17 protein-coding genes are annotated in these 24,804 nt (G+C 69.7%); 9 read left to right on the top strand and 8 right to left on the bottom strand.

The features are described from left to right. Nucleotides 1-53: 53 nt before the first annotated feature. The 3 genes from WS95_RS12880 to WS95_RS12870 form a co-directional block, all read right to left on the bottom strand. Nucleotides 54-2,018, bottom strand: a complete 1,965-nt coding sequence (locus WS95_RS12880; protein WP_059782546.1) for a PhoX family protein — start codon at nucleotides 2,016-2,018, stop codon at nucleotides 54-56. A 192-nt stretch (nucleotides 2,019-2,210) separates the two neighbouring features. Then, nucleotides 2,211-3,404: an ammonium transporter gene (locus WS95_RS12875; RefSeq protein WP_059824150.1), complete on the bottom strand. Its 1,194-nt coding sequence runs from the start codon at nucleotides 3,402-3,404 to the stop codon at nucleotides 2,211-2,213. A gap of 254 nt (nucleotides 3,405-3,658) precedes the next feature. Beyond that, the gene (locus WS95_RS12870) at nucleotides 3,659-3,994 is read right to left on the bottom strand and encodes a hypothetical protein (protein ID WP_059782550.1); all 336 of its coding nucleotides are present in this window, start codon (nucleotides 3,992-3,994) and stop codon (nucleotides 3,659-3,661) included. Nucleotides 3,995-4,191: 197 nt separating this feature from the next. Here WS95_RS12870 and WS95_RS12865 point away from each other — a divergent pair, with 197 nt between their 5' ends. From WS95_RS12865 to WS95_RS12850, 4 genes are all read left to right on the top strand, one after another. Further along, on the top strand, nucleotides 4,192-4,620 hold the full coding sequence (locus tag WS95_RS12865) for a hypothetical protein (protein WP_059782754.1): 429 nt from the start codon (nucleotides 4,192-4,194) through the stop codon (nucleotides 4,618-4,620). A 90-nt stretch (nucleotides 4,621-4,710) separates the two neighbouring features. Further along, the gene (locus tag WS95_RS12860; protein ID WP_034206849.1) at nucleotides 4,711-5,166 is read left to right on the top strand and encodes an Rrf2 family transcriptional regulator; all 456 of its coding nucleotides are present in this window, start codon (nucleotides 4,711-4,713) and stop codon (nucleotides 5,164-5,166) included. A gap of 204 nt (nucleotides 5,167-5,370) precedes the next feature. Next, nucleotides 5,371-6,012 carry an NAD(P)-dependent oxidoreductase gene (locus WS95_RS12855; RefSeq protein WP_034206850.1) on the top strand — a complete coding sequence of 214 codons (642 nt, stop codon included), beginning with the start codon at nucleotides 5,371-5,373 and terminating at the stop codon, nucleotides 6,010-6,012. A gap of 251 nt (nucleotides 6,013-6,263) precedes the next feature. Beyond that, complete coding sequence (locus tag WS95_RS12850; RefSeq protein WP_006484401.1) at nucleotides 6,264-6,734, top strand: Lrp/AsnC family transcriptional regulator; 471 nt, start codon at nucleotides 6,264-6,266, stop codon at nucleotides 6,732-6,734. 30 nt (nucleotides 6,735-6,764) lie between these two features. On the opposite strand, the gene WS95_RS12845 is transcribed toward WS95_RS12850, so the two are convergent. Genes WS95_RS12845 through WS95_RS12835 form a run of 3 tightly spaced genes read right to left on the bottom strand, consistent with a single transcriptional unit; the run spans nucleotide 6,765 to nucleotide 10,258 of the window. Then, nucleotides 6,765-7,538 (bottom strand): ABC transporter ATP-binding protein, encoded by a 774-nt coding sequence (locus WS95_RS12845; protein ID WP_034206851.1) that lies wholly within the window; start codon nucleotides 7,536-7,538, stop codon nucleotides 6,765-6,767. 4 nt (nucleotides 7,539-7,542) lie between these two features. Then, complete coding sequence (locus WS95_RS12840; protein WP_059824149.1) at nucleotides 7,543-9,225, bottom strand: ABC transporter permease; 1,683 nt, start codon at nucleotides 9,223-9,225, stop codon at nucleotides 7,543-7,545. Further along, on the bottom strand, nucleotides 9,215-10,258 hold the full coding sequence (locus WS95_RS12835; protein ID WP_059824147.1) for a Fe(3+) ABC transporter substrate-binding protein: 1,044 nt from the start codon (nucleotides 10,256-10,258) through the stop codon (nucleotides 9,215-9,217). The genes WS95_RS12840 and WS95_RS12835 overlap by 11 nt, the downstream gene beginning before the upstream one ends. A gap of 241 nt (nucleotides 10,259-10,499) precedes the next feature. Here WS95_RS12835 and WS95_RS34800 point away from each other — a divergent pair, with 241 nt between their 5' ends. After that, complete coding sequence (locus WS95_RS34800; protein WP_108041923.1) at nucleotides 10,500-10,667, top strand: hypothetical protein; 168 nt, start codon at nucleotides 10,500-10,502, stop codon at nucleotides 10,665-10,667. Nucleotides 10,668-10,880: 213 nt separating this feature from the next. On the opposite strand, the gene WS95_RS12830 is transcribed toward WS95_RS34800, so the two are convergent. After that, nucleotides 10,881-12,248 (bottom strand): amino acid permease, encoded by a 1,368-nt coding sequence (locus WS95_RS12830; protein WP_034206854.1) that lies wholly within the window; start codon nucleotides 12,246-12,248, stop codon nucleotides 10,881-10,883. Between the two features lie 295 nt (nucleotides 12,249-12,543). Further along, nucleotides 12,544-14,835 carry an FUSC family protein gene (locus WS95_RS12825; RefSeq protein ID WP_034206855.1) on the bottom strand — a complete coding sequence of 764 codons (2,292 nt, stop codon included), beginning with the start codon at nucleotides 14,833-14,835 and terminating at the stop codon, nucleotides 12,544-12,546. 182 nt (nucleotides 14,836-15,017) lie between these two features. Between WS95_RS12825 and recC the strand changes: the two genes are divergently transcribed. Genes recC through arfB form a run of 4 tightly spaced genes read left to right on the top strand, consistent with a single transcriptional unit; the run spans nucleotide 15,018 to nucleotide 24,767 of the window. Continuing rightward, nucleotides 15,018-18,356: an exodeoxyribonuclease V subunit gamma gene (recC, locus tag WS95_RS12820; RefSeq protein WP_059824146.1), complete on the top strand. Its 3,339-nt coding sequence runs from the start codon at nucleotides 15,018-15,020 to the stop codon at nucleotides 18,354-18,356. Then, nucleotides 18,353-22,060 (top strand): exodeoxyribonuclease V subunit beta, encoded by a 3,708-nt coding sequence (gene recB / locus WS95_RS12815; RefSeq protein WP_059782557.1) that lies wholly within the window; start codon nucleotides 18,353-18,355, stop codon nucleotides 22,058-22,060. Before recC ends, recB begins: the two co-directional genes overlap by 4 nt. Next, nucleotides 22,057-24,366 (top strand): AAA family ATPase, encoded by a 2,310-nt coding sequence (locus WS95_RS12810; RefSeq protein ID WP_059824144.1) that lies wholly within the window; start codon nucleotides 22,057-22,059, stop codon nucleotides 24,364-24,366. The genes recB and WS95_RS12810 overlap by 4 nt, the downstream gene beginning before the upstream one ends. Continuing rightward, nucleotides 24,363-24,767 carry an alternative ribosome rescue aminoacyl-tRNA hydrolase ArfB gene (arfB, locus tag WS95_RS12805; RefSeq protein ID WP_059782560.1) on the top strand — a complete coding sequence of 135 codons (405 nt, stop codon included), beginning with the start codon at nucleotides 24,363-24,365 and terminating at the stop codon, nucleotides 24,765-24,767. Before WS95_RS12810 ends, arfB begins: the two co-directional genes overlap by 4 nt. Nucleotides 24,768-24,804: the final 37 nt, after the last annotated feature.

Raw genomic sequence — 24,804 nt, 5'->3', positions numbered from 1 at the left:
CCCCCGGGCCAGGGGCGCCCTGCAGGAAGCAGTGCCCCCTCGCGCGCAGCCCGTCAGCCTTTCGCGAGCTTGATGCTGGTCTGCTCGGCGGTCAGGTAGCCGACGCTGGCGCCGAAGCGATCCTTGTAGTTCGCGCGCACGAGCGGGTCGAGGGTCGGCTTGACCTTGTCGTGCAGCGGCGATTCCCAGTCGCCCGCGTGCTGGAAGTTGCTCATGATGTACGTCCAGCCGTTGATCTCGTCGACCGCGTGCAGGCCCGTCGATTCGGCGCCCGCCGGGCACGACAGCACGCGCGCGAGCGATTTCGTGTCGACGTTGTAGGCCCACAGGAAGTTGTTCACGTGCATGCCCGAGTCTTCGCCGATGAACAGCGTGCGCAGCTTTTCGGAGAATTTCAGGTTGTCCGGGTTCGCGATCTTGTCCGGGTTCGCGAGGTTGCCGAGCGCGTCGGCCGCGGCGAGGTCCTCGCCGACGAGCGCGGCGGGCGCGCCCATGTCGACCGGCACCCATTCGCTGTCGATCGCGCCGCCCGTCGTGTCGCGCTGGCCGGCCTTCAGGTTCAGCGCATAGACGGCGCCCGCGGCGATCTTCTTGTCGACCGCGACGTCGCGCGACACCGCGTTGCCCTTGACCATCGACGTTTCGATCCGCGACATCGCCGTGTAGACGATCTTGTCCTTCGCGTTCACGGTCGTGCCTTCGAGCTTCGTGAACGCCATGCTGCCGCCGAGCAGCGCCGCGTAGCGGTGCGTCTCGAGGAACGCGGCCGCCTTTTCCATTCCCGGCTTCACGCGCATCCAGTTGAACTTGCCGCCGAAGTGGATCTTCGTGTAGCTCGCATCGTTCGGATCGGCGGTCGCGAGGTCCATGATGTCCGACGCCTTCAGCGTGTTCGCGAGCGTTTCGATTTCGCTGCTGGTCGCGTGGCCGATCTTGATCCACGTGAGCGTCGCGGTGCCCGCGCCCGCGGACGACGTCTGCGTCCACTTCGCGACGTACAGCGTGCCGGCCGACAGGTCGGCCGCCTTGTCGGCGACGAACATGAACAGGCCGCCGTTGGTGGCGTCGTCGCCCATCATCACGGTGCGCTGGTCCGGCATCACCTGGATCAGCTCGTGCGAGATGCGACCGAGGCAGTAGTGCTTCTTCACGGTGCCGGTGCCGTCCGGGTTCACGGTGATCTCGGGCAGGTGGCCGTAGTGGTAGGGGTTCGCCTTCGTCTCGTCGCCGAACGTGTTCTTGCTGAACGCCTTGAACTGCGCGTCGGTTGCGGCCTTGGTCGCATCCGGCTCGTATTCCTCGCTCGACAGGTGCGTGCCCCACGGCGACAGGCTCGCGCCGCAGGTGATCCACAGGCCGTGCGCCTTCGACGTATCGACGTTGTGGTACTTCACAACCTTCAGCGCGCCGGTGGCCGGATCCTGGTCGAGCGTGAGCACGGCGATCGGCGACGGCAGCTGGCCGTACTGCGACGCGCTGGCCTGGTCGCGCGTCGTATATTCGAACTGCACGACCGCGAACACCGTGTTGCCCTTCACGCCGGGCACGTTCGCGTTCTTCAGCGTCAGCAGCGAGCTGCCGTCCGGGCAGTCGGAATAGAACTGGCGCTCCTTGCCGGCCACCGAGCGATCGATGATCGGCTGGTTGTTGATGTCGTAGTAGCCGCCTGCGAGCGTCGTGCCGCCGTTGCCGTCCGGCACCATGTCGCCCGTCACGAAGAACGGCCGGTACGCGAGCTTGAAGTTGCGCGACGAGCCGTCCGAGAACGACACCGACAGCGTCGAGCCGACCGTCGTCGTGGCCATCGCGGCCGCGTTGTCGAGCGTGGGCGCGGCCATCGTCGAGAATGCCGCCGACGTATAGGCAGCGGCGACCGGGGCCGGCGTCGACGCGGGATCGTCGTCGCCGCCGCAACCCGTCAGCAGGGCCGGCAGCGCGAGGCCGGAAAGGGGGAGCATCGGTGCGCCGGCGAGGATCTTCAGGGCCTGACGACGGGAAGCATTGGGCAACGCGGGCATGTGGAGTCCAGTTTCGGTTGTTGGAAGAATGGCGTTCGCGAAGCAGGCGAGCGGCAAGCTTCGCGAAGGCAAGTTGAAATCTGGACCGAAGTGTAGGGACGCTAGATGAAAGTTTTTTGAATTGAAAACGTAATGATGCGTCGGGCATCCGTCAGGCATGCTGCGGGATGCCCATCGGATGCTTGCTCGCGCTCAATCGCGCTCGGGCGTGGCCGAGATGCGGTGGATCGACAGGTCGGCGCCGTCGAATTCGGCTTCGCGATCGAGACGCAGGCCCACGGTCGCCTTCAGCGCGCCGTAGACGAGCGTGCCGCCCGCCGTTGCGAGCGCGATGCCGCCGAGCGTGCCGACGAGCTGCGACAGGAACGACACGCCGCCGAGACCGCCGAGCGCCGGCAGCCCGAACACGCCTGCCGCGAGGCCGCCGAGCGCGCCGCACATCCCGTGCAGCGGCCAGACACCGAGCACGTCGTCGATGCGCCAGCGGTTCTGCACGCAGGTGAACATCGCGACGAACAGCGCACCGGCCGCCGCGCCCGTGACGAGCGCGCCGATCGGATGCATCACGTCGGAGCCCGCGCATACCGCGACGAGGCCCGCGAGCGGCCCGTTGTAGGTGAAGCCCGGGTCGTTGCGGCCGGCCATCCACGCCGCGAGCGTGCCGCCGACCATCGCCATCAGCGAGTTCACCGCGACGAGGCCGCTGATCTTGTCGAGCGTCTGCGCGCTCATCACGTTGAAGCCGAACCAGCCGACCGCGAGCACCCAGGCGCCGAGCGCGAGGAACGGGATGTTCGACGGCGGGTGCGCGGCGATCCGGCCGTCCTTCGCATAGCGGCCGTGGCGCGCGCCGAGCAGCAGCACGGCCGGCAGCGCGACCCAGCCGCCGAACGCATGTACGACGACCGAGCCCGCGAAGTCGTGGAACGGCGCACCGAACGCATGCGTGAGCCAGGCCTGCACGCCGAAACGCTCGTTCCAGGCGATCCCTTCGAAGAACGGATAGATGAACCCGACGATGATCAGCGTCGCGACGAGCTGCGGGTTGAACTTCGCGCGCTCGGCGATGCCGCCGGACACGATCGCCGGGATCGCCGCCGCGAACGTCAGCAGGAAGAAGAAGCGCACGAGCGCGTAGCCGTTGTGCTGCGACAGCGTGCCGATGTCGTCGAAGAATTCGACGCCGTACGCGATCGTGTAGCCGACGAAGAAATACGCGAGCGTCGACACCGAGAAGTCGACCAGGATCTTCACGAGCGCGTTGACCTGGTTCTTCTTGCGGACCGTGCCGAGTTCGAGAAATGCGAAGCCCGCGTGCATCGCGAGCACCATGACGGCGCCGATCAACAGGAACAGTGTGTCGACGCCGGATTTCAGACCATCCATGCCCTGGCTTCCTTGCGCAAAAAACGGGCAAGGAATGCAAGTATCGAGCCAATGTGGTGAACGGTTGCGTGGAACTGGTGCCCGGATACCGCGCGGTGCGGCATTCCGGTGAATCGTGCACGGGATGAGGGCGCGGCGGACGTCGGCGCGGGGCCATGCCCGATGCACGCGTGTGGTGCGACACGTGCCGAATCGGTGCGTACGGCGAATGAAGCGGTGCGCGGCGCGGCGTTGCGGTGCACCGATCTGGCGCGTCAGTGGCGCGCGAACAGCGCGGGCGGACGGCGCAGCCGCAGCGCGCACGCCGACCAGTAGGCGGCGACGGTCGCCAGCCCGAGCGCGGCGAACGCGAGCGCCGCGAAGCCCGCGACGGACTGGCCGTCGCCGTCTGCGCCGAGGATGCCTTGCGCGACGATCAGCGCGGCCGTCCAGAAGCCGATCACGGCTTGCGCGAGCAGGCGCGCGCAGGCGATGCGGCGCGGACGCCCGGATTCGGCGAGGCGGCGCGCCGACGGCGCGCGCAGACACATGAACAGGGTGCCGGCGAGCAGCGCGGCCAGGGCGATGAGCCAGTCGACGAGGAAAGCCATGACGAGGAAAAAGGAGGCACGGATGAAGCGAATTGGAGCGTGCCAACTTTAGAGGCGTGGCGCCCGCGATTGAATCAGACGAATCCGAAATTGAAAGGGATTTTTAATCGCGGGTCGTCATTGGGCCTGTTCCACAGGCGGTATCATCGACACCGGTCCAACCATGAGGTCGTGCAATGCGCGGCCGGAGATTGCTGATGAACATGAAGACATCGCGGGCGCGTCGCGTGCCCGGGTCCGTGCTGGCGGCCGTGACCGCCGGCGCGCTGCTGTTGCTCGCGGGTTGCGAGAAGTCCGGCACGCCGGCCGCGCAGCCCGATACGGCCGCGAGCGCGGCCGCCGATGCGGCGAACAATGCGGCCAAGGCGCTCGACCAGGTGGCGAGCACCGTCAATCAACAGATCAACGCGGCGAAGGCGGGTATCGCATCCGCGGCGTCGGCCGTGCCGCCGTTGTCCGCGAGCGGCCTCGCGTCGGCCGCGCAGGCGCAGATCGACGCGGCGGCGTCCGCCGTCGTCGCGCATGCGGCTTCCGAAGCGGGCGCGAAGATCGCCGAAGCCGGCAAGAAACTCCAGCAGTGGAGCCAGCAGAATGCCGCGGGGGCGAAACCCGCGAGCGGCGAATGACGCAGGCTTGCACGATCCGCAAAATGTAATTATGATGGATACACATTTCGCCGGTCGCGGGTCGGGCCGGCGTCGCCGAGTGAGTCAGGGATGAATACCAGCAGCCGGTTCGCGTTTGCCGTTCACGTGCTCGCCTTGCTGTCGATGCAGGAAGGCGTGCCGTTGTCGTCCGACATCATCGCGGGCAGCGTGAATACGAATCCGGCGCTGATTCGCCGGTTGCTGTCGATGCTGGCGGCAGCCGGGTTGACGACGTCGCAGCTCGGGGCGGGTGGCGGTGCGCTGCTCGCGCGCGAGCCGGGCGAGATCACGCTGCTCGACGTGTATCGCGCGGTCGACGATGCGCAACTGTTCGCGCTGCACCGGGAGGCGCCGAATCCGGCGTGTCTCGTCGGGCGGCACATCCAGGGCGTGCTGACGGGCTATATCGGCGACGCGCAGCGCGCGATGGAGGCTTCGCTCGCCACGCGCACGTTGGTCGACGTGACGGCCGACATGCTGGATCTGGAACAGCGCACGCAACGAGCGGCGCGCGCCGGCGGGTAACCGGCAGCGGGCGACCGGCAACGGGCGACCGGCAACGGGCAACTCGCGGCGGACAACCGACGACGGGTGCCCGGCGGCGGGCAGGGCAGGAAGCCGGGCGGCGCGTATGCGCGCGACGATCGGCGCAACGGGGGCTTCGCCCCGTTTTTTTCGGTCTTATGTGTAATTAATCGTGTTACATATTTTTATTTCTGGAGAATCGATATGACGCAACGTTCGTTGAATATCGCGCTGTTCGGCGCCACCGGGATGATCGGCTCGCGCATCGCGGCGGAAGCCGTGCGGCGCGGCCACCGCGTCACGGCGCTGTCGCGCCATCCGGGCGCATCCGGCGACGGCATCACCGCGAAGGCGGCCGACCTGTTCGACGCCGCCAGCATCGCGGCCGCGCTGCCGGGCCATGACGTCGTCGCAAGCGCGTACGGCCCGAAGCAGGAAGATGCGGCGCAGGTCGTCGCGGTCGCGAAGGCGCTGGTCGCCGGCACGCGTCAGGCCGGGTTGAAGCGGCTCGTCGTCGTGGGTGGCGCCGGTTCGCTCGAAGTCGCGCCGGGCAAGCAACTCGTCGACACCGAAGGTTTCCCGGACGCGTACAAGCCGCAGGCGCTCGCGCACCGCGACGCGCTCGGCTACCTGAAGACGGTCGCCGATCTCGACTGGACCTTCTTCGCACCGGCCGCGCTGATCGCGCCGGGCGAGCGCACGGGCACGTTCCGCACCGGCATCGGCAAGCTGATCGTGGACGCGCAAGGCAACAGCAAGATCTCGGCGGAAGATTACGCGGTCGCGTTCGTCGACGCGCTCGAGCAGGACAGCTTCGTGCGCGAGATCGCGACGGTCGCGTATTGAGCGGCGTGACGGCCGGCGGCGGGTAAGCGCCGGCCCGGGCGCGACGTGCAAGCGGCGACGCGCAGCCATGTCAGGCGATTCCGCCCTCGCGGGCGGCGTCGCCTGTTTCATTTGGCGCGGCGCGCGGCGAAAGCGATCGCGTGCATGACGGATCGGTATTTACACCGGTCGACGCAACGAGGCAGTTTTCATATTGTTCCCCGTTGGACAGGATGAATAGAATAAATTTCTATCGACGAGGGAATGGAGAAATGGACGCCATCGATCGTAAGCTGCTGGAGCTGCTGCAGGCGGATGCCACGCTGCCGATCGCCGAGCTCGCGCAGCGCGTGAACCTGTCGCAGACGCCGTGCTGGAAGCGCGTGCAGCGGCTGAAGGAAACCGGCGCGATTCGCGCGCAGGTCGCGCTGTGCGATCCGCGCAAGCTCGGGGTCGGCACGACCGTGTTCGTCGCGATCCGCACGAACCAGCACACCGAGGAATGGGCGCAGCGTTTCACGCAGGCGGTGCGCGACATGCCGGAAGTGGTCGAGGTCTACCGGATGAGCGGCGAGACCGATTACCTGCTGCGCGTCGTCGTGGCGGGGATCGACGACTACGATCGCGTCTACAAGCAACTGATTCGCACGGTGCCGCTGTTCGACGTCAGTTCGTCGTTCGCGATGGAGCAGATCAAGTATTCGACCGCGCTGCCCGTGCGCGATCTGGCCGAGCCCGCCTGACGGGCACGCCGTCGCGTCGGCGACGCGGTGTCAGCGGCCGCGCGCGAGGGCGCGTGCGCGCTCGTCGGCCAGGGCGTCGCGGCGCACGAAATCCGCGACGAACGGGCTGGCCGGATGATGGTGCAGCGCGTACGGCGTATCCCATTGCGCGAGCCGGCCGTCCTTCATCACGCCGATCCGGTCGGCGATCGCGAACGCTTCCGCCTGATTGTGCGTGACGAGGATCGCGGTGTGGCCCGTGTGCTTCAGGATGTCGCGCAGCTCGAACGCGAGCCGCTCGCGCGTATCGACGTCGAGATTCGAGAACGGTTCGTCGAGCAGCAGCAATTCCGGCGACGGCGCGAGCGCGCGCGCGAGGGCGACGCGCTGCTGCTGGCCGCCCGACAGTTCGTGCGGATACGCGTCGCCGGAATCGGCGAGGCCGACGAGCTCGAGCATCTGCGCGACGCGCAGGCGCCGTTCGGCCTTCGGCCTGCGCCGCAGGCCGAACGCGACGTTGTCGGCCGCGCTCAGGTGCGGGAACAGCGCGTAATCCTGGAACATCATGCCGATGCGCCGCCGCTCGGGCGGCACGTCGAGCGACGGCGCCGCGACCGGCGTGCCGTCCAGCACGATGCGCCCCATGCGCACGGGTTCGAAGCCGGCGATCGCGCGCAGCACGGTGGTCTTGCCGCAGCCGGACGCGCCGAGCAGGCAGCCGATGTCGCCGCGCGGCAGCGCGAGGCTCAGGCCGTCGACCACGGTGCGGCGGCCGTGCGGCGTGTCGTAGGCGACGCAGAGGTCGTCGAGTTCGAGCAGGTTCACGGTGTCAGGCTCCGATCTTGTGGCGGGTGCGGGCGAGCAGGATCACGGGCACGAGCCCGGCCAGCACGATCGCGAGCGCGGCGACCGCGCCTTCTTCATAGGTGCCGCGCGCGGCTTCCGCATACAGCCACGTCGCGAGCGTGTCGAAGTTCAGCGGGCGCAGCAGCAGCGTGGCCGGCAGCTCCTTCATCGCGTCGACGAACACCAGCAGCGCGCTCGTCGTGAGCGCGGGCCGCAACAGCGGCAGATGGACGCGGCGCAACGTGCCGCCGGCCGTCTCGCCGAGCGAGCGCGCGGCCTGTTCGAGCGACGGCGGAATGCGCGCGAGGCCGGCTTCGATGCCGCCGGCCGGGATCGCGAGGAAGCGCACGGTATACGCGATCACGAGCGCGGTCGCGGAGCCCATCAGCAGCAGTCCGTCGCGGCCGAGCGCCACGCCGAACAGCCGGTCGGCCGCCGCGAACGGAATCAGCAGGCCGATCGCGAGCACGGTGCCCGGCACCGCGTAGCCGAGGCTCGCGATCCGCGTGCACAGGCGGGCAGGGCCCGCGCGCGCGCTGTCGCGCTGCGCGCGCGCGGCCCACGCGACGACGAGCCCGCACGCGAGCGTCGTGACGGTGGCGGCGGTCGCGATCGTCAGCGTGTTCGCGAGCCCCGTCATCAGTTGCGCGGATACGCCGCCGACGAGGTGCAGTCGCTTGCCGGTCTCGACCGCGAGATAGGCGGCCGGCGCGCCGAAGCCGAGCAGGACGGGCAGCCAGCCGAGCGCCGCGGCGCCCAGCGCGGCCGCGCCGGCCAGGCGGCGCGGCGCGATCGGCCGCATGCGCCGGCCGTGCGCGTAGCGCTGGCGGCGGCGCCCGTAGCGTTCGAGCGCGATCATGCCGACGACGATCGCGAGCATCGCAAGCGCGATCTGCGCGGCGCCGGCGAGATCGGAGCGCGTGATCCACGTCGTATAGACGGACACGGTCAGCGTCTGCACGCCGAGAAATTCCGACGCGCCGATATCGTTCAGCGTTTCGAGCAGCGCGAGGCTCATGCCGACCGCGATCGCCGGCCGGGCAAGCGGCACGACGACGCGCCAGAACGTCGCGACGCGGCCGGCGCCGAGCGTGCGCGCGGCCTCGAGCAGGCTCGCGGACTGCGTGACGAACATCGCGCGCGTGCTCAGATAGACGTACGGATACAGCACGAAGCCCAGCACGAAGATCGCGCCGGGCAGCGAACGCAGGTCGGGCAGGCGGAACTGGCGCGGACTGTCGAAGCCGAGCAGCCAGCGGATCGCGCCCTGCACGGGGCCGATCGGATGCAGCAGGTCGAGATACGCGAACGCGACGATGTAGGTAGGCACCGCGAGCGGCAGCAGCAGCGCCCAGGTCAGGATCCGGCGGCCGGGAAAATCGTAGGCGGTGACGAGCCATGCACAGCCGGTGCCGACGATCGACACGATCGTGCCGACGCCCGCGAGCAGCAGCAGCGTATTGACGAGTGCCTGCGGCAGCACGAATTCGGCGAGATGCCGCCAGTGCGCGAGATCGGCGTCGAACGCGGCGGCCACGAGCACCGCGAGCGGCGCCGCGACCGCCGCGGCGATCGTCAGCGCCGCGAGCAGCCACAGGCTGCCCGCGCGCGGCCGCGAACGACGCGGCTCGCGACAGGCGCGGACAGGCGATGCGTCAGTTGTCAAAGCCGACCTTGTCGACGAGCTGGCTTGCCTGCTTGCGATACTTCGCGATATCCGCCAGCGGCAGCGGGTCCACCTTCAGCGTGCCGAAGCTCGCGATCACCGGGTCGAGCTTCACGTTCGCGCGCACCGGGTATTCGTAGTTCGCCTGCGCATACAGCGCCTGCGCTTCCGGCGACACCAGGTATTCGAGCAGCTTCACCGCGTTGGGCTTGTGCGGCGCGTGCTTCGCGACCGTCGCGCCGCTGATGTTCACGTGCGTGCCGCCGCTCTTCGCGTTCGCGAACGTCGGGCGCACGACCTTGATCGCATCGCCCCATTTGCGGGCATCTGTGCCGGCTTCCGCGTTCTTCATGTGGCCGACGTAGTATGCGTTCGCGAGACCGACGTCGCAGATGCCGCCGAGAATGTCGCGCGCGACGTCGCGGTCGCCGCCCGTCGCCTTGCGCGCGAGGTTCGCCTTCACGCCGCGCAGCCACTTCTCGGTCGCGGCTTCGCCGTCGTGCGCGATCATCGCGGCGACGAGCGCCGTGTTGTACGGATGCTGGCCCGAGCGGATGCAGACCTTGCCCTTCCATTTCGGATCGGCGAGATCCTCGTAGCGGAACGCATCGACCTTCAGGTCCTTTTCGACGTACAGCACGCGGTCGCGCAGCGACAGCGCATACCAGTCGCCCTGCGCGCCGCGCAGGTTCGCGGGAATTGCATCGTCGAGCGCCTTCGAGCGCACCGGTTGCGTGACGCCGCCGTCGACGAGGTCGAGCAGGTTGCCGACGTCGACCGTCATCAGCACGTCGGCCGGCGACTGCGCGCCTTCCGCCTTCACGCGCTCGAGCAGGCCGTCCTTGACGAACACCGTGTTGACCTTGACGCCGCTCTGCTTCGTGAACGCGTCGATGAGCGGCTGGATCAGCTTCGGCTCGCGGGTGGTGTACAGGCTCACTTCCTCGGCCGCCTGGGCAAGCGGCGCGAAGGCGGCCGCAGCCAGGGCGAGGGTGCCGGCGAGCGGCAGCAGGCGGGTGCGCGGATTCGACATGGAGACTCCGGTGGGGCAGGTGGACGAGGAAGCGTTCCGGCGCGCGCCTGCCGCCCGAGCGACTCGGAACATTACAAAACGAAAGATTTGCGATTCTAGATCGAAATGGGAATGATTATCAAATGAAAGCTTTCGAAAGCCGTCGGGAAGACGCCGGGCGGAGAGCGCGACGGCACGGTGCGGCGCGGATACAAGCGCGTAGAATGCCGGCTTCAACGAATTCGACGGAGCCGCCCCGACCATGAACGATCAGCGCAAGAAGAACCCTGTCCGCAACGTGAGCATCCTGATCGTCGTGGCCGTGCTGCTCGTGATCGGGACGATCCTGTACAACGCGATCTCGCAGAAGCACGCGTACGACGAGGCCCATCCGGCCGAGGCCGCGAGCGCGAGCGCCGCGTCGCATTGACGCGTCGTGCCCGTGCGTGATCGCCGCGCGGCCCGGGACGGGGCCGCAGCGATGCGCAGGTACGGGAACGGGAGAGCGGGACTGCGGTGGGCGGTACGATGCGTCGTGTGACGCTGTGGGATCCGCGAGAGACGCGAGAGACGCGAGAGACGCGAGAGACGCGAGAGACGCGGGCGCCGGAGCCGGCGCACCGCATGGAGAGTCAGCCGTGCGTCACCGTGACGCAGGCGCGAACTTCGGCCGGATCCGGGCATAGAACACGGCCGCGAGCAGCGCGAGCCATGCCGCGCCGACATACAGCGCGACGCGCGTATCGTCGAACCAGCCGAGCATCACGATCACGAAACCCATGAAGGCGATCGTCAGCGCGGGCGCGACGGGCCACAGCGGCACCTTGAACTTCAGCGCCGCGACTTCCGCGCGCGACAGGCGCCGGCGCATCGCGACCTGCGACAGCAGGATCATCAGCCACACCCACACGGTCGCGAACGTCGCGATCGCGGCGACCACCAGGAACACGTCCTTCGGCATCAGGTAGTTGAGCAGCACGCCGACCAGCAGCGCGGCGGCCATCACGAGCACCGTGACCCACGGCACGCCGTGGCGCGACGTCGTCATCAGCACGCGCGGCGCCTGACCCTGCCGCGCCATCCCGAACATCATCCGGCCCGCGCCGAAGATGTCGCTGTTGATCGCCGAGATCGCCGCGCTGATCACGACGAGGTTCAGGATCGTCGCGGCGGATTTCACGCCGAGCGCCGAGAAGATCTGCACGAACGGGCTGCCGTCGCTGCCGACGCCGGTCCACGGTCCGATCGACATCAGCACCACCATCGTCAGCACGTAGAACAGCAGGATGCGCGCGGGCACCGCGTTGATCGCGCGCGGAATCACGCGCTCCGGGTCCTTCGCCTCGCCGGCGCTCATCCCGATCACCTCGATCCCGCCGTACGCGAAGATCACGACCGACAGCGACGCGATCAGCCCGCCGATTCCGTTCGGCAGGAAGCCGCCGTGGTTCCACAGGTTCGCGAACGTCGGCACGTCGGCCGAATGACCGAAGTGCATGCCGGTCAGCAGGATCGCGACGCCGCCGCCGATCATCGCGACGATCGCGCCGACCTTGATGATCGACAGCCAGAATTCGAGCTCGCCGAACACCTTCACGTGGCACAGGTTCAGCCCGCAGATGATCGCGACGACGCCGAGCACCCAGATCCATTGCGGGACATCCGGAAACCAGAAGCCCATGTAGATGCCGAACGCGGTGATGTCGGCGATCGCGACGATCACCATTTCGAGTGTGTAGGTCCAGCCGGTGACGAAGCCCGCGAACGGGCCGAGGTTCTCGGTCGCGTAGTGGCCGAACGAGCCCGCGACGGGTTCGCGCACGGCCATCTCGCCGAGCGCGCGCATCACCATGTAGACGGCCGCGCCGCCCAGCAGGTACGCGAGGATCACCGCCGGGCCCGCGAGCTGAATCGCGGACGCCGACCCGTAGAACAGGCCCGTGCCGATCGCCGAGCCCAGTGCGAGAAAGCGGATGTGCCGCGCGCTCAGGTGGCGCTGCAAGTTTTTCATCGAGTCTCCGATATCGTTTTATGCGACGAACCGGGCGAGCGCGGCCGGTCCGATTGGCTCAAGTTGTCTATACAACTTGAATGTGAACGAATGATAACAAGCCGGGCCTGGTGACCGGAATCGGGTATTCCCTGACTGGCGCGGCGAGAGGAACGGCGCATGGAACACTCGCGCGCCCGCAGGTGCGGGCCGTGTGAGCGGGTGGGGCATGCTTCGGGACAAGCGTCAAGCCGGCGCGCGCCGGCGGCCCGGTCGCGACGTGCGCGGGCCGGCCTGCCGGCGCGGACATGCGCGGTCAGGCGGGCAGGCGGATCACGCTCGCATCCTTGCGGATCAGCAGCGACGACGCGAGCATCTGCTTGCACTGGTGCGCGAGCACCTTCAGGTCGTGCGTGAGCTCGGCGCCGACCGCGTCGGATTTTTCCGCGGACACGACCATCGCATCGAGATCGCGCGTGATCTGCTTCGACGTCTCGAGCTGGTCGGCGGGCGGCGGCTCGCCGGCTTCGGCCTTTTCGAGATTCTCGAGCACGGCGGCGAGGCCGCGCTGCAGCGCGTCGTCGTGGACGAGGCCGCCATCGGCCGCGCATGCGCTGCGAATCAGCGGCGCGGCAGCCGTGATCTGCGCGCCGAGCACGTGCGTCTGCACGAGCAGGTCGTTCAGTTCGGGCACGAAGCGCTGGTGCGCCTTCGGCTCGATCATCATCCGCTGGAACGCCTGCCCGAGGTTCGCGAACGCGATGTGCACGTCCTTGCGGGCGAGGCGGTAGCGGTAGTCGTCGTCGAGCGGGCTGACCGGCGTTTCGATCGCCGCGGCGACGACGGGTACGACGGCCGCGCCGTCGGCGGTCGGCACCGGCGGCGGCGACATGCCGCGCCCGGCGCGCCACACGGCCTCGAAATACTTGCGGGTGGACGTCAGCATGTCGGTGACGAGCTTGCCCATCAGCCGGTATTCCCAGTACGGGAACAGCCGGCTCGCGGCGATCGCGATCATGCAGCCGACCACCGTGTCGATCGCGCGCTCGCCGATGATCCGCATGCTGCCCGGCGCGAGCAAGTGAAACATCAGCAGCACGTACGACGACGTGAACACGACGCTCGCCGCATAGTTGAACAGCAGCAGGCTGTAGCTCATCACCATCGACCCGAACATGATCGCGATCAGCAGGTGCGGCTCCTTCACCGTGTAGATCAGCGCGATGCTCGCCGCGCAGCCGATCAGCGTGCCGATGATCCGCTGCGCGTTGCGCTGCTTGGTCAGCGAGTAGCCGGGCTTCAGGATGATGATGGTGGTCATCACGATCCAGTACGCGTTCGTGAGCGGCAGCAGCCGGCCGATCCAGAAGCCGACCGCCACGGCGATCGTCACGCGCAGTGCATGGCGGAAGCTCGGCGAACGCATGTTCAGGTTCGAGAAGATCAGCAGCGGCGACATGCGGCGGCGCTGCAGGAAACGCGTGAGCGCCTTGTCGATCTTCAGTTCGGTTTGCTGCGGATCGGCGTGGCCCGACAGGTTGCGGCGCATCCGGTCGATCAGGCGCGTCGCGCTCCAGATGCGCCGGAACGTCGCGAGCACGGCCGCATACGCTTCCGCGTGGGTGGCCGCGAAGTTCTTCTTGCGCATCAGCTCGATCTCGTACTCGATCGCGCGCAGCTCGGCCTTCACGCTGATGCGCGAATGCGGCGCGCGGTTCTCGAGCACCGCGAGACCGATTTCCTCGAGATCGGCCGCGGCCTTGCGGATCAGGTCGCGGTAGAAAATGATGAGATCCGAGCCGCCGAACGTGTTGCGCACGAGCGGGTAATCGGTATGCGCGCCGACGAACAGCTCGTGCAGGTCGACGCTGTTGATGAACAGGTTGTACATCGTCGTGCGGCCGGGATCGAGCTTGCCGCGCCGCAGCTTCGGCAGGTTGCGCAGCACGATGTCGCGCGCGGTTTCCTGCGTTTCGACCGCGGTGATCTGCCGGGCGACGAGATTGCGATAGCACTCGTCGAGATCGGCGTCGAGATCGTAGAACTGCGCGCGCGCGAGCAGGTAGTCGGCACAGGCGAACAGGCTTTCGGCCAGCGCCTGCTGCTCGATCCGGCGGGCCTGCCATTGCGACACCAGCGTGGCCCAGTACGTGTACCAGAGGCCGCCCGCGAGAATCCAGCCCGCGTTGACGAACGCCTGCAGCGGCGTGAATTTTTCCTCGAGCGTCATCACCATCATGAACAGCGTCGCGAAGCTGATCTGCGGCCAGCGGTTGCCGTAGACGACGATCAGCGACAGCACGAACGTGAGCGGCACGATCGTGAGCCACAGCGCGAAGATGTTCGGTGTCGCGAGGCCGGTGGCGAGCGCGGCCAGGAAGCCGATCACGCTGCACGCGAGCATTTCGTTGTGCTTGTACTTGAGCGGGCCCGGCATGTCGACGACGCAGGCGCCGAGCGCGCCGGTCGAGATCGTGAAGCCGAGCTCCCGGTTGTGAAACACGATCAGGCACAACACGGCCGGCAGCGACACGCCGACCGCGATCCGCAGGCCGCCGAAAAAGTACTGGCTGTAGAAAAACTTTCTGATTTCGACCGAATAGCGCATCGATGGGCTGAATGGCAGACGAAGACGCCCGGGGGCGGCGTATTGACTGGCGACGAGTCTATCGTATTTCGCGGCTCGCAAAAGCTGGCTTTCCGGCCGAGGTTCGCGGCGGCGGCCCATTTGCTATCCTTGGTGATCCTGTTCGCCCGATCCCGCCGGTGCGAGGTTCCGACGCCCGCTTCATGCTCCATCTTTTCTATTCGAACCGTCACGAAACGCTGGCCGACGCGCTGCTCGAGGATCTGGCCGCGTTCCCGGCCCGCAACGGCCCGTGGGCGCCGCAACAGGTCATCGTGCCGAGCGCGGCGCTGCGCCGCCGCCTCGAGCTCGACATCGCCGCGCGCAACGGCGTGTGCGCGAACGTCGAGTTCACGTATCTCGCGCAGTGGCTGTGGGCGCAGATCGGCCGCGTGCTGACGGTGCCTGCGCGCTCGCCGTTCGCGCCCGACCGGCTCGTGTGGCGCTGCTACCGGCTGTTCGCGCAGGCGGCCGACGGTGCGCCGTGGCGCGCGTCGCCGCGGCTGGCCGCGTATCTGTCGGCGTCCGACGATGCGATGCGCTACGAACTGGCTCATCGCGTCGCGGCCGTGCTCGATCATTACCTGACCTATCGCCCCGAATGGCTGGCCGCGTGGCAGGCCGGCGAATCGGTGCTCGCGGGCGACGGCGCGCCGCGCGGGATCGGCGACGCCGCGCGCGACGACGAGCGCTGGCAGGCCGCGCTGTGGCGCGCGCTGCTCGCCGAGCTGAGCGACAGCGGCACGCCGCCGGCGCACCGCTTTCTCGTCGAAGCGCGCCATCTCGATGCCGATGCGCTCGCGCGCGCCGACTGGCCCGAATCGGTCAGCGTGTTCGCGCTGCCGACGATGCCGCCGCTGCACGTCGCGCTGTTGCGCGAACTGTCGCGCTGGATCGACGTGCGCGTCTACGCGCTGAATCCGTGCCGCGAATTCTGGTTCGACATCGTGACCGCCGCGCACGCCGAGGCGCTCGATGCGGCCGGGCGGCGCGACTTCCAGGAGGTCGGCCATCCGCTGCTCGCCGAATGGGGCAGGCAGACGCAGGCGCAATTGCACATGCTGCATGAGCTGACCGAAGGCGCCGCATCAGGCGATGCGTCGCGTTTCGTCGAGAATCCCGCGCCCACCTGGCTCGCGCGCGTGCAGAACGCGATCCTCGAACTGCAACCGGAGGCCGAAATCGGCGACACGCCGGTCGAGCGCGGGATCGAGGTGCACGTGTGCCACAGCCTCGCGCGCCAGCTCGAGGTGCTGCACGACCGGCTGCTCGCTTGGTTCGACGCCGATGCGAGCCTGCAGCCGTCCGACGTGCTCGTCGCGGTGGCCGATCTCGCCGCGGCCGGGCCGTTGATCGACGCGGTGTTCGGCACGGCCGGCGCCGGCGGTGCGCGGGTGCCTTACCGGATCACCGGCCTGCCGCCGTCGCAGGCGAATCCGGTCGCGCGCGTGCTGCTCGACTGGCTCGCGTTGCCGGAGCGGCAGGTCGGCGCGCCGGAGCTGGTCGAATGGCTGCGCGTGGATGCGGTGGCCGCGCGCTACGACATCGACGCGGCCGCGCTCGAAACGGTGCAGACCTGGCTCGCGGCCGCCGGCGCGCGGCGTGGGTTGTCGCCGCTCGCGAGCGACGACGCGGCCGTGCCCGCGCCGCGCCATACGTTCTCCGATGCGCTCGCGCGGCTCTTTCTCGGCTATGCGATGCCCGAAGGGGCGGCGCCGATCGGGGCGTGGCTGCCGATCGAGGCGGCCACGGGCAGCGAGGCCGAACTGCTCGGCCGGCTCGCACGGTTTACCGACGATCTCGACGGCTTCGCGCGGCGGCTCGCGGAGTCGCACACGCCGCGCGGCTGGAGCGAACTGTTCGCGGACACGCTCGCGCGCTTCTTCGACTCGGGCGCCGCGTATGCGGACGCGCTGGCCGGCGTGCGCGACGCGCTCGACGCGATGCTGGCCGCGATGACGGAGGGCGCGCCCGACGAGGCGTTGCCGGCGGCCGTCGTCCGCGCGGGGCTCGCCGCGGCGCTCGACGATCCGGCCCGCGGCGGCGTGCCGTGGGGCGGCGTCACGTTCTCGTCGCTGACGAGCTTGCGCGGGCTGCCGTATCGCGTCGTCTGCCTGCTGGGGATGGACGACGGCGTGCTGCCGAGCCTCGCGCGCGCGGACGAGTTCGACCTGATGGCCGTGCTGCCGAAGCTGGGCGACCGGCAGCGCCGCGACGACGAGCGCAATCTGTTTCTCGACCTGTTGCTCGCCGCACGCGACCGGTTGCTGATCGCCTATACGGGCCGCAGCATTCGCGACAACGCGCCGTTGCCACCGGCGGCGCTGGTCGACGAACTGCTCGATCATCTCGCGGACGTCACGGCCGGGCCCGGCGCCGCACCGGACGCGGTCGATGCCGCGCGCCGCGCGTTCATCGTCGAGCATCCGCTGCAACCGTTCGCGGCCGCGTATTTCCAGCCGGGCAGCGGCCTCGTTTCGTATGACGCCGAGCGCGCGACGCTCGCGTCGCTGCTGGCCGCCGAGGCGTCGCGCGACGGGCCGCGCGAGCAGCCGTTCTTCGCGCAGCCGCTGCCGGCGGAGCCGGTCGAGCCCGTCGCGTTCGGCGAATTCGAACGTTTCTGGCGCCATCCGGCGCGCGCGTTGCTGCGCGGCCGGCTCGGCATCGTGCTGGCCGATGCGCAGGCCGAACTGCTCGATACCGAGCCGTTCGCGCTGGACTTCGCCGGCAGCGACGCGCTTGCCGAGCGCGTGCTGCCGCTCCTGATCGAAGCCGGCGACGGCGGCGTGCACGATCATGCGCTGCGCATTGCGGACGCGAGCCCCGAACTGCCCGGCGGTGCGACGGGCGCGGTATGGCGCGATCAGGCGCTCGGTTCGATGACGCAGCTTGCGTCGAACGTGCGCCGTGCGCTGGCCGACGGCATCGAGCGGCGGCCGTTCTCGCTCACCGTCGTGCCGACGTGGCCCGATACCGAGCAGGCGCTGTTCGGCGCCGACGACGCGATGCTGGCGGCCGACGCGGTGAGCGCGCCGCTCGAATTGCACGGCACGCTGAATCGGCTGACGCCGGCCGGGCAGGTCATCTATCGCTATGCGCGGCCGAGTGCGCGCGATTACCTGTCCGCGTGGCTCGCGCATCTCGTCTACTGTGCGATCGAGCCCGGCGGCCCGCGCCGCACGCTGTGGTTCGGCAGCGGCGGTGCGTTCGAGCTGACGCCCGTCGCGGCGCCGCTCGAACGGCTCGCGCCGCTGGCCGCGCTGTTTCGCGCGGGGCGACGCATGCCGCTGCGGTTCTTCCCGCGCAGTGCGTGGGCGCGGGTGTCCGACGGCGAGGTCAAGGCCGCGAGCGTGTGGATCAACGAGCGGGTGGCGAGCGAAGCCGACGATCCGGCCATCGCGATCGCATGGCGCGGCGCGCATCCGTCGCTCGACGAGCCGTTCGGCACGCTCGCGCGGCTCGTGTTCGAGCCGCTCGTCGAGCATCTGAAGGAGGTCGCATGAGCGCCGTGTCGCAGCCGCAGGCGCTCGAACTCGACGTGTTCGCGTGCCCGCTCGACGGCGTCAACCAGATCGAGGCGTCGGCCGGCACCGGCAAGACGTGGAACATCTGCGCACTGTATGTGCGTCTGCTGCTCGAAAAGGATCTCGGCGCGGACGAAATCCTCGTCGTGACCTTCACGAAAGCGGCGACGGCCGAACTGCACGAGCGGATTCGCAGCAGGCTCGCGCAGCTTGCGCATGCGCTCGACACGGGCGACGACGGCGGCGATCCGTTCATCGCGCGTCTGTGGGAGACCGCGCTCGGCGTCGACGGTGCGCTCGATCCGGAGACGGCTGCGAAGCGGATCCGGCGCGCGCTGCGCGCGTTCGACCAGGCCGCGATCCATACGATCCACGCGTTCTGCCAGCGCGCGCTGCAGGAAGCGCCGTTCGCGGCCGCGATGCCGTTCGCGTTCGACATGGAGGCCGACGATGCGTCGCTGCGCTTCGAACTCGCCGCGGATTTCTGGCGCACGCGCGTCGAACCGGCGGCCGCGCGCTGGCCGGGCTTCGCGACCTGGCTCGTCGAATCGGGGGCCGGCCCGGCCGCGCTCGATGCGCAACTCGCACGCCGGCTGAAGAAGCCGCTTGCCGCGCTGCGCTGGGACGGCGTGACCGAGCCGGACGAATCGGCCGAAGCGGCCGCGGCCGAATGCTTCGCGCAAGCCGCGCGCATGTGGGCGGCCGAGCGCGAGGCGATCGATGCGCTGCTGCGCGCCGCGCAGCCCGCGCTCAATCAACGCTCGCACAAGCCCGACGCGCTCGCCGATGCGCTCGCCGCGTGGGCGGTGCATTTCGAGCAGGGCGACGCGACGGCCGCGCTGCCGAAAGCCGCGCTGAAGCTCACGCAAACCGCGCTCACGAAGGCGACGAAAAAAGGCGGTACGACGCCCGCACACGCGTTCTTCGAGGTGGCCGACGCGCTCGAAGCGGCCGTGGCCGCGGCCGAGGCCACGCAGCGCGCGCGCTGGCTCGCGCTGATCGCCGAATGGCTCGACATGGCGCCGCGCGAATTGGCCGAGCGCAAGCGCACGCGGCGCGTCGTGTCGTTCGACGATTTGCTCGCGAACCTGTATCACGCGCTGCACGCGCATCCGTGGCTCGCCGACACGCTGCGCGCGCGCTATCCGGCCGCGCTGATCGACGAGTTCCAGGATACCGATCCGCTGCAGTTCGCGATCTTCGACCGGATCTTCGCGCCGGGCGGCCCGCTGTTCCTCGTCGGCGATCCGAAACAGGCGATCTACAGTTTTCGCGCGGCCGATCTGCATACCTATCTCGCCGCGCGCGCACGGGCGAGCGCGTGCTACACGCTCGCGGTCAATCAGCGCTCGACGCCCGCGATCGTCGATGCGTGCAACCGCTTCTTCATGTCGAATCCGCGCGCATTCGTGCTCGACGGGCTCGACTATTACGCGGTGCGCGCCGGCACGCGCGTGCGGGCGCCGTTCGTCGACGAAACCGATCCGGGGCCGGCGGGCGATTTCCGGATATGGGCGCTGCCGGGCGGCGAAGGCATGTTGCTCAAGCGCGACGCGCAAGCGCAGGCTGCCCAGGCCTGCGCGGCCGAGATCGCGCGGCTGATGCGCGGCGCACGTGAAGGGCGCGTGCGGCTGGGGGACACGCCGTTGTCGCCGGGCGACATCGCGGTGCTCGTGCAAACGCACCGGCAGGGTAGCCTCGTGAAGCGCGTGCTCGCGACGTGGGGCATCGGCAGCGTCGAGCTGGCGCAGGCGTCGGTGTTCTCGACCGGCGACGCCGAGCAGCTCGAACGCGTGCTCGCGGCGATCGATGCGCCGGGCGACCTGCGGCGTCTGCGCGCGGCGCTCGCGTCCGACTGGTTCGGGCTCGACGCCGGCGCGCTGTGGCGCATGGAGCAGGGCGACGGCGATGCGTCACCCGGCGCGTCGGCGGCCGACAGCGCTGATGCGATGAGCTGGGTCGAGCGCTTCTCGCGCTATCGGCTGCTGTGGCGCGAACGCGGTTTCGCGGTGATGTGGCGCACGTTCACGCGCGAGCTGCGGATCGCCGAACGGCTGATGGCCGGTGCGGACGGCGAGCGCCGCGTGACCGACGTCAACCATCTGGCCGAGTTGACGCAAGCGCGGGCGTCCGCACAGCCCGGCATCGCGCCGACGCTGCGCTGGCTCGCCGCGCAACGACTCGACGGCGGCGGCGAGGAAGCGCAACTGCGGCTCGAATCCGATCGCAACCTCGTGCAGATCGTCACGGTACACAAGTCGAAGGGCCTCGAATACGCGATCGTGTTCTGTCCGTTCCTGAACGACGGCGGGCTGCGCGAGCCGCCGTCGTCCGCGCTGCCCGATGCGCGCGAGTATCACGACGACGCGGGCGATGCGGTGCTGCATTACGGATGCGACGACGAGGCGGCCGCGCACGCGGCGCGGCAGGCGCTGCGCGAGCAGGCCGCGGAACGCGCGCGGCTCGTCTACGTGGCGCTCACGCGCGCGGTGTATCGCTGCTATGTCGTCGCCGGGCCGTACCTGTCGTCGCGCTCGACGCGCGAAGCGCGGCGCAGCGTGCTCAACTGGCTCGTCGCGGGTGCCGGCCATGCGTTCGACGCGTGGCTGGACGAGCCGCCCGACGAGGCCGCGCTCGATGCGGCATGGCGCGCGCTCGCGGGCGGCCCCGTGAGCATCGCGCCGCTGCCCGTGCCTGCGCGCCGCGAGCGTCTCGCGGCCGGGCACGACGCGTCGCAGACGCTCGCGGCGCGCCATGCGACGCGCATACTGCGCGATGCGTGGCGGATGGCGAGCTTCAGCTCGTTGACCGCGTCGATGGCGCGCGAGGAGGCGGGCGTCGCGGCCGTGCCCGACGACGAATTGCGGCCCGATCACGATGCGCTTGCCGCGGTGGCGCCGGATGGCGAACCGATACTGGCCGACACGGTGGCGGCCGCCCCGCCGGACGACGACATCCTCATGTTCCCGCGCGGGGCGGCGGCCGGCGAATGCTTGCACCGCCTGTTCGAGCTCAGCCGGTTCGCGGAGCCCGAATCGTGGCACAAGGCCGCACTCGGCGCGCTGCACGACCGGCCGGTCGAGGCCGAGCCGGCGCTCGCGGCACGCCTGCCGGCGATGATGGCGCGGCTCGTCGACGACGTCGTGCACACCGAGCTCGTGCCGGGCATGCGGCTCGCCGATCTCGATCCGGCCAAGCGGCTCGACGAAATGGGCTTCCTGTTCCCGGCGCCGTCGCTCGACCTGACGGCGCTGCGCCGGCTGCTGGTCGCGCACGGCTATCCGGACGTTGCACTGGAGGCGGGCACGCTCGCCGGTTTCATCAAGGGTTTCATCGACATGATCGTCGAACACGACGGCCGTTTCTGGATCGTCGACTGGAAGTCGAACCACCTCGGCACGACGCCGGACGCCTATGGCCCGCGCGCGCTCGACGTCGCGATGGCCGATCACGCGTATCACCTGCAGGCGCTGCTTTATACGGTCGCGCTGCATCGCTACCTGCGCGGCCGGCTGCCGGATTACGACTACGACACGCACATCGCCGGTTACCTGTACCTATTCGTGCGCGGCGTGCGGCCCGGCTGGCGCAGCGGCGGCGAGCCGGCCGGCGTGCATGCGCGGCGGCCCGCGCGCGCGCTCGTCGACGCACTCGACCGGATGATGGAAGGGGGCCGCGCATGACCGCGTCCGACGACATGCTCGAATTCACCGGCGGCCTCGTCGCGCGGCTGCCCGAGCCGGCCGATTTCGGCATCGCGCTCGCGGAAGGCTTCGCACGCCGCATCGGCGACCTCGCGCGCCGTGCCGGTGCGCCGGCCGCGGCGGCGCGCTGGGCCGCGCGCGCCGCGTTCGCGACGAGCCGTGCGACCGCCGGCGGCCACGTGTGCGTCGCGCTCGACGCGCTCGCGCAGCGCTACGAAGCGTCGCTCGACGAGGTGCGCGCGGCGCTGGCCGCGAGCGGCGTGGTCGCGTTCGGCACGCTCGCGCGCGGCGACGAGCGGCCGCTGATCGTCGACCGGCTCGATCATCTGTACCTGTCGCGCTATTTCGATTACGAACGGCGGCTCGCCGATGCGCTCGTCGCGCAGGCCGGTGTCGCCGCGCCGGACGAAGGCCTGTCGCCCGACCGGTTGCGCGACAGTCTCGCCCGTTACTTCGGGCCGGCGACCGGCGAAGTCGACTGGCAGCGCGTGGCGGCGATCGTCGCGCTGACCGGCCGCGTGACGATCGTCAGCGGTGGGCCGGGCACGGGCAAGACGACGACCGTCGTCGGTGTGCTGGCCTGCCTGCTCGATGCGCACCCGGGGCTGCGCATCGCGCTGGCCGCACCGACCGGCAAGGCCGCGCAGCGGATGCAGGAGGCGCTGCACGCGCGCGCCGGCGATCTGCCGCCCGAACTCGCGGCGCGCCTGCCCGACACGTCGTATACGCTGCATCGGCTGCTGGGCGGCGGCGGGGCGGCCGGCTTCCGGCATCATCGCGACAATCCGTTGCCGTACGATCTGATCGTCGTCGACGAGGCGTCGATGATCGACGTCGCGCTCGCCGCGCATCTGCTCGACGCGCTCGCGCCGGGTGCGCGTCTCGTGTTGCTGGGCGACAAGGATCAACTGGCCGCGGTCGAGGCCGGCGCCGTGTTCGCGGAGCTGAGCGCACGGCCGGCGTTCACCGCCGCGGCCCGCACGCGCATCGCGCAGGCGCTGGGCATCGACGAGGCGGCGTTCGTCGCGGCGTTGCCGGTGCCGGTGCCGCACGAAGCCGCGCCGGCAGCGGATGCGCGCGCGCATCCGGCATCCGCGTCCGCACGGGCTCCGGCTTCGCCGTCGGCATCCGCGCCTGTTGCGCGCAAATCGGCGCCTCGGCCGAAAGTCGATGCGCGACAGGCGTCGCTCTTCGACGACGAACCGCAGGATGACGAAGCGTCGTCGGCCGACATCGCGCCGTCGCCGTCATCCGGGTCGGCACCGGTCGATGCCGGCGCACCGGGCGATGCGCCGGCCTGGATCGAGGCCGACGAGCTCGCTTGGCTCGACGCCGTCGAGCTGGCGCCGTTCCACGCAGACGATGCGGCGCTGGCGTCGGCGGCGGCGGCCGCATCGCCATGGGCCGGCGAAGCCGCTGCCGCATCCGCAGGAACGCCCGCTCCGGCACCGCTCGCGGACTGCGTCGTGTGGCTCGAACGCAATTACCGCTTCGGTCTCGATTCGCCGATCGGCCGACTGTCGCTCGCGATCCGCCGCGGCGACGTGCAGGCGGCGCTCGATGCGCTGCCCGCCGACGACTCGGCAGCCGCATCGTTTCACGACGATGCGGGCGACACGCTGGCGTCGTCGACGGTCGAGCGGCTCGCACGGCGTTTCGGCGCATACCTCGATGCATTGCGCGACGCGCTGGCCGCGCCGGCGCCCGATCCGCTGCCGCTGTTCGACGCGCTCAACCGGTTCCGGATCCTGTGCGCGACCCGCAGCGGCTCGCGCGGGGCGGAACACGTCAATGCGCTGGTGGCCGCGCACGTGCGGCATGCGGCGCGCGTGCCGCTCGCGGTCGGCGCGCACTGGTTCACCGGGCGGCCGATCATGGTCACGCGCAACGACTATGCGCTCGGGCTGTTCAACGGCGACATCGGCATTGCGCTGCCCGACGCGCACGGTGTGCTGCGCGTGTGGTTCCGGCGCGCGGACGGCGCCGCGCGCGCGGTGTCGCCGGCCGCGCTGCCGCCGCACGAAACGGCGTTCGCGCTGACGGTGCACAAATCGCAGGGCTCGGAATTCGACGAAGCCGCGCTCGTGCTGCCTGCGTCGTTCGGCCGGGTGCTCACGCGCGAGCTCGTCTATACGGCCGTCACGCGCGCACGCACGCGCGTGCAGGTGATCGGGCCGCGGCGCGTGCTGGCGCAGGCGGTCGCGACGCGCACGCAGCGCGATTCGGGGCTCGCGGCCCGCGTCGACGAGGCGCTCGCCCGGCGCCGCACGGAGGCTTCGCGATGATGATTCGCTACACGCTCGATCCGGCCGAGGTCGAATGGACGGCCGTGCGTGCGCAGGGCGCGGGCGGGCAGAACGTGAACAAGGTGTCGAGCGCGATTCATCTGCGCTTCGACATCCGCGCGTCGTCGCTGCCGCCGGTCATCAAGGAGCGGCTTCTCGCATTGTCCGACCAGCGCATCACGCGCGACGGCGTCGTCGTGATCAAGTCGCAGGAGTATCGGACGCAGGAGAAGAACCGCGAGGCCGCGCTCGCGCGGCTCGATGCGCTGATCGGCAGCGTCGCGCACACGCCGCGTGCCCGGGTCGCGACGCGGCCGACGCGCGCGTCGAAGGAGCGGCGGCTCGAGCACAAGTCGCGCCGCAGCGTGGTGAAGTCGGGGCGTGGGAAGGTGGTCGACTGACCAATGAACGCTCACGCGCGTCGCACGCGATCGTCCG

It is taken from the genome of Burkholderia sp. MSMB1826 (assembly GCF_001526325.1).
In the GTDB taxonomy this organism is placed as follows: Bacteria; Pseudomonadota; Gammaproteobacteria; order Burkholderiales; family Burkholderiaceae; genus Burkholderia.
This window is presented reverse-complemented; position numbering and strand designations above follow the sequence as displayed.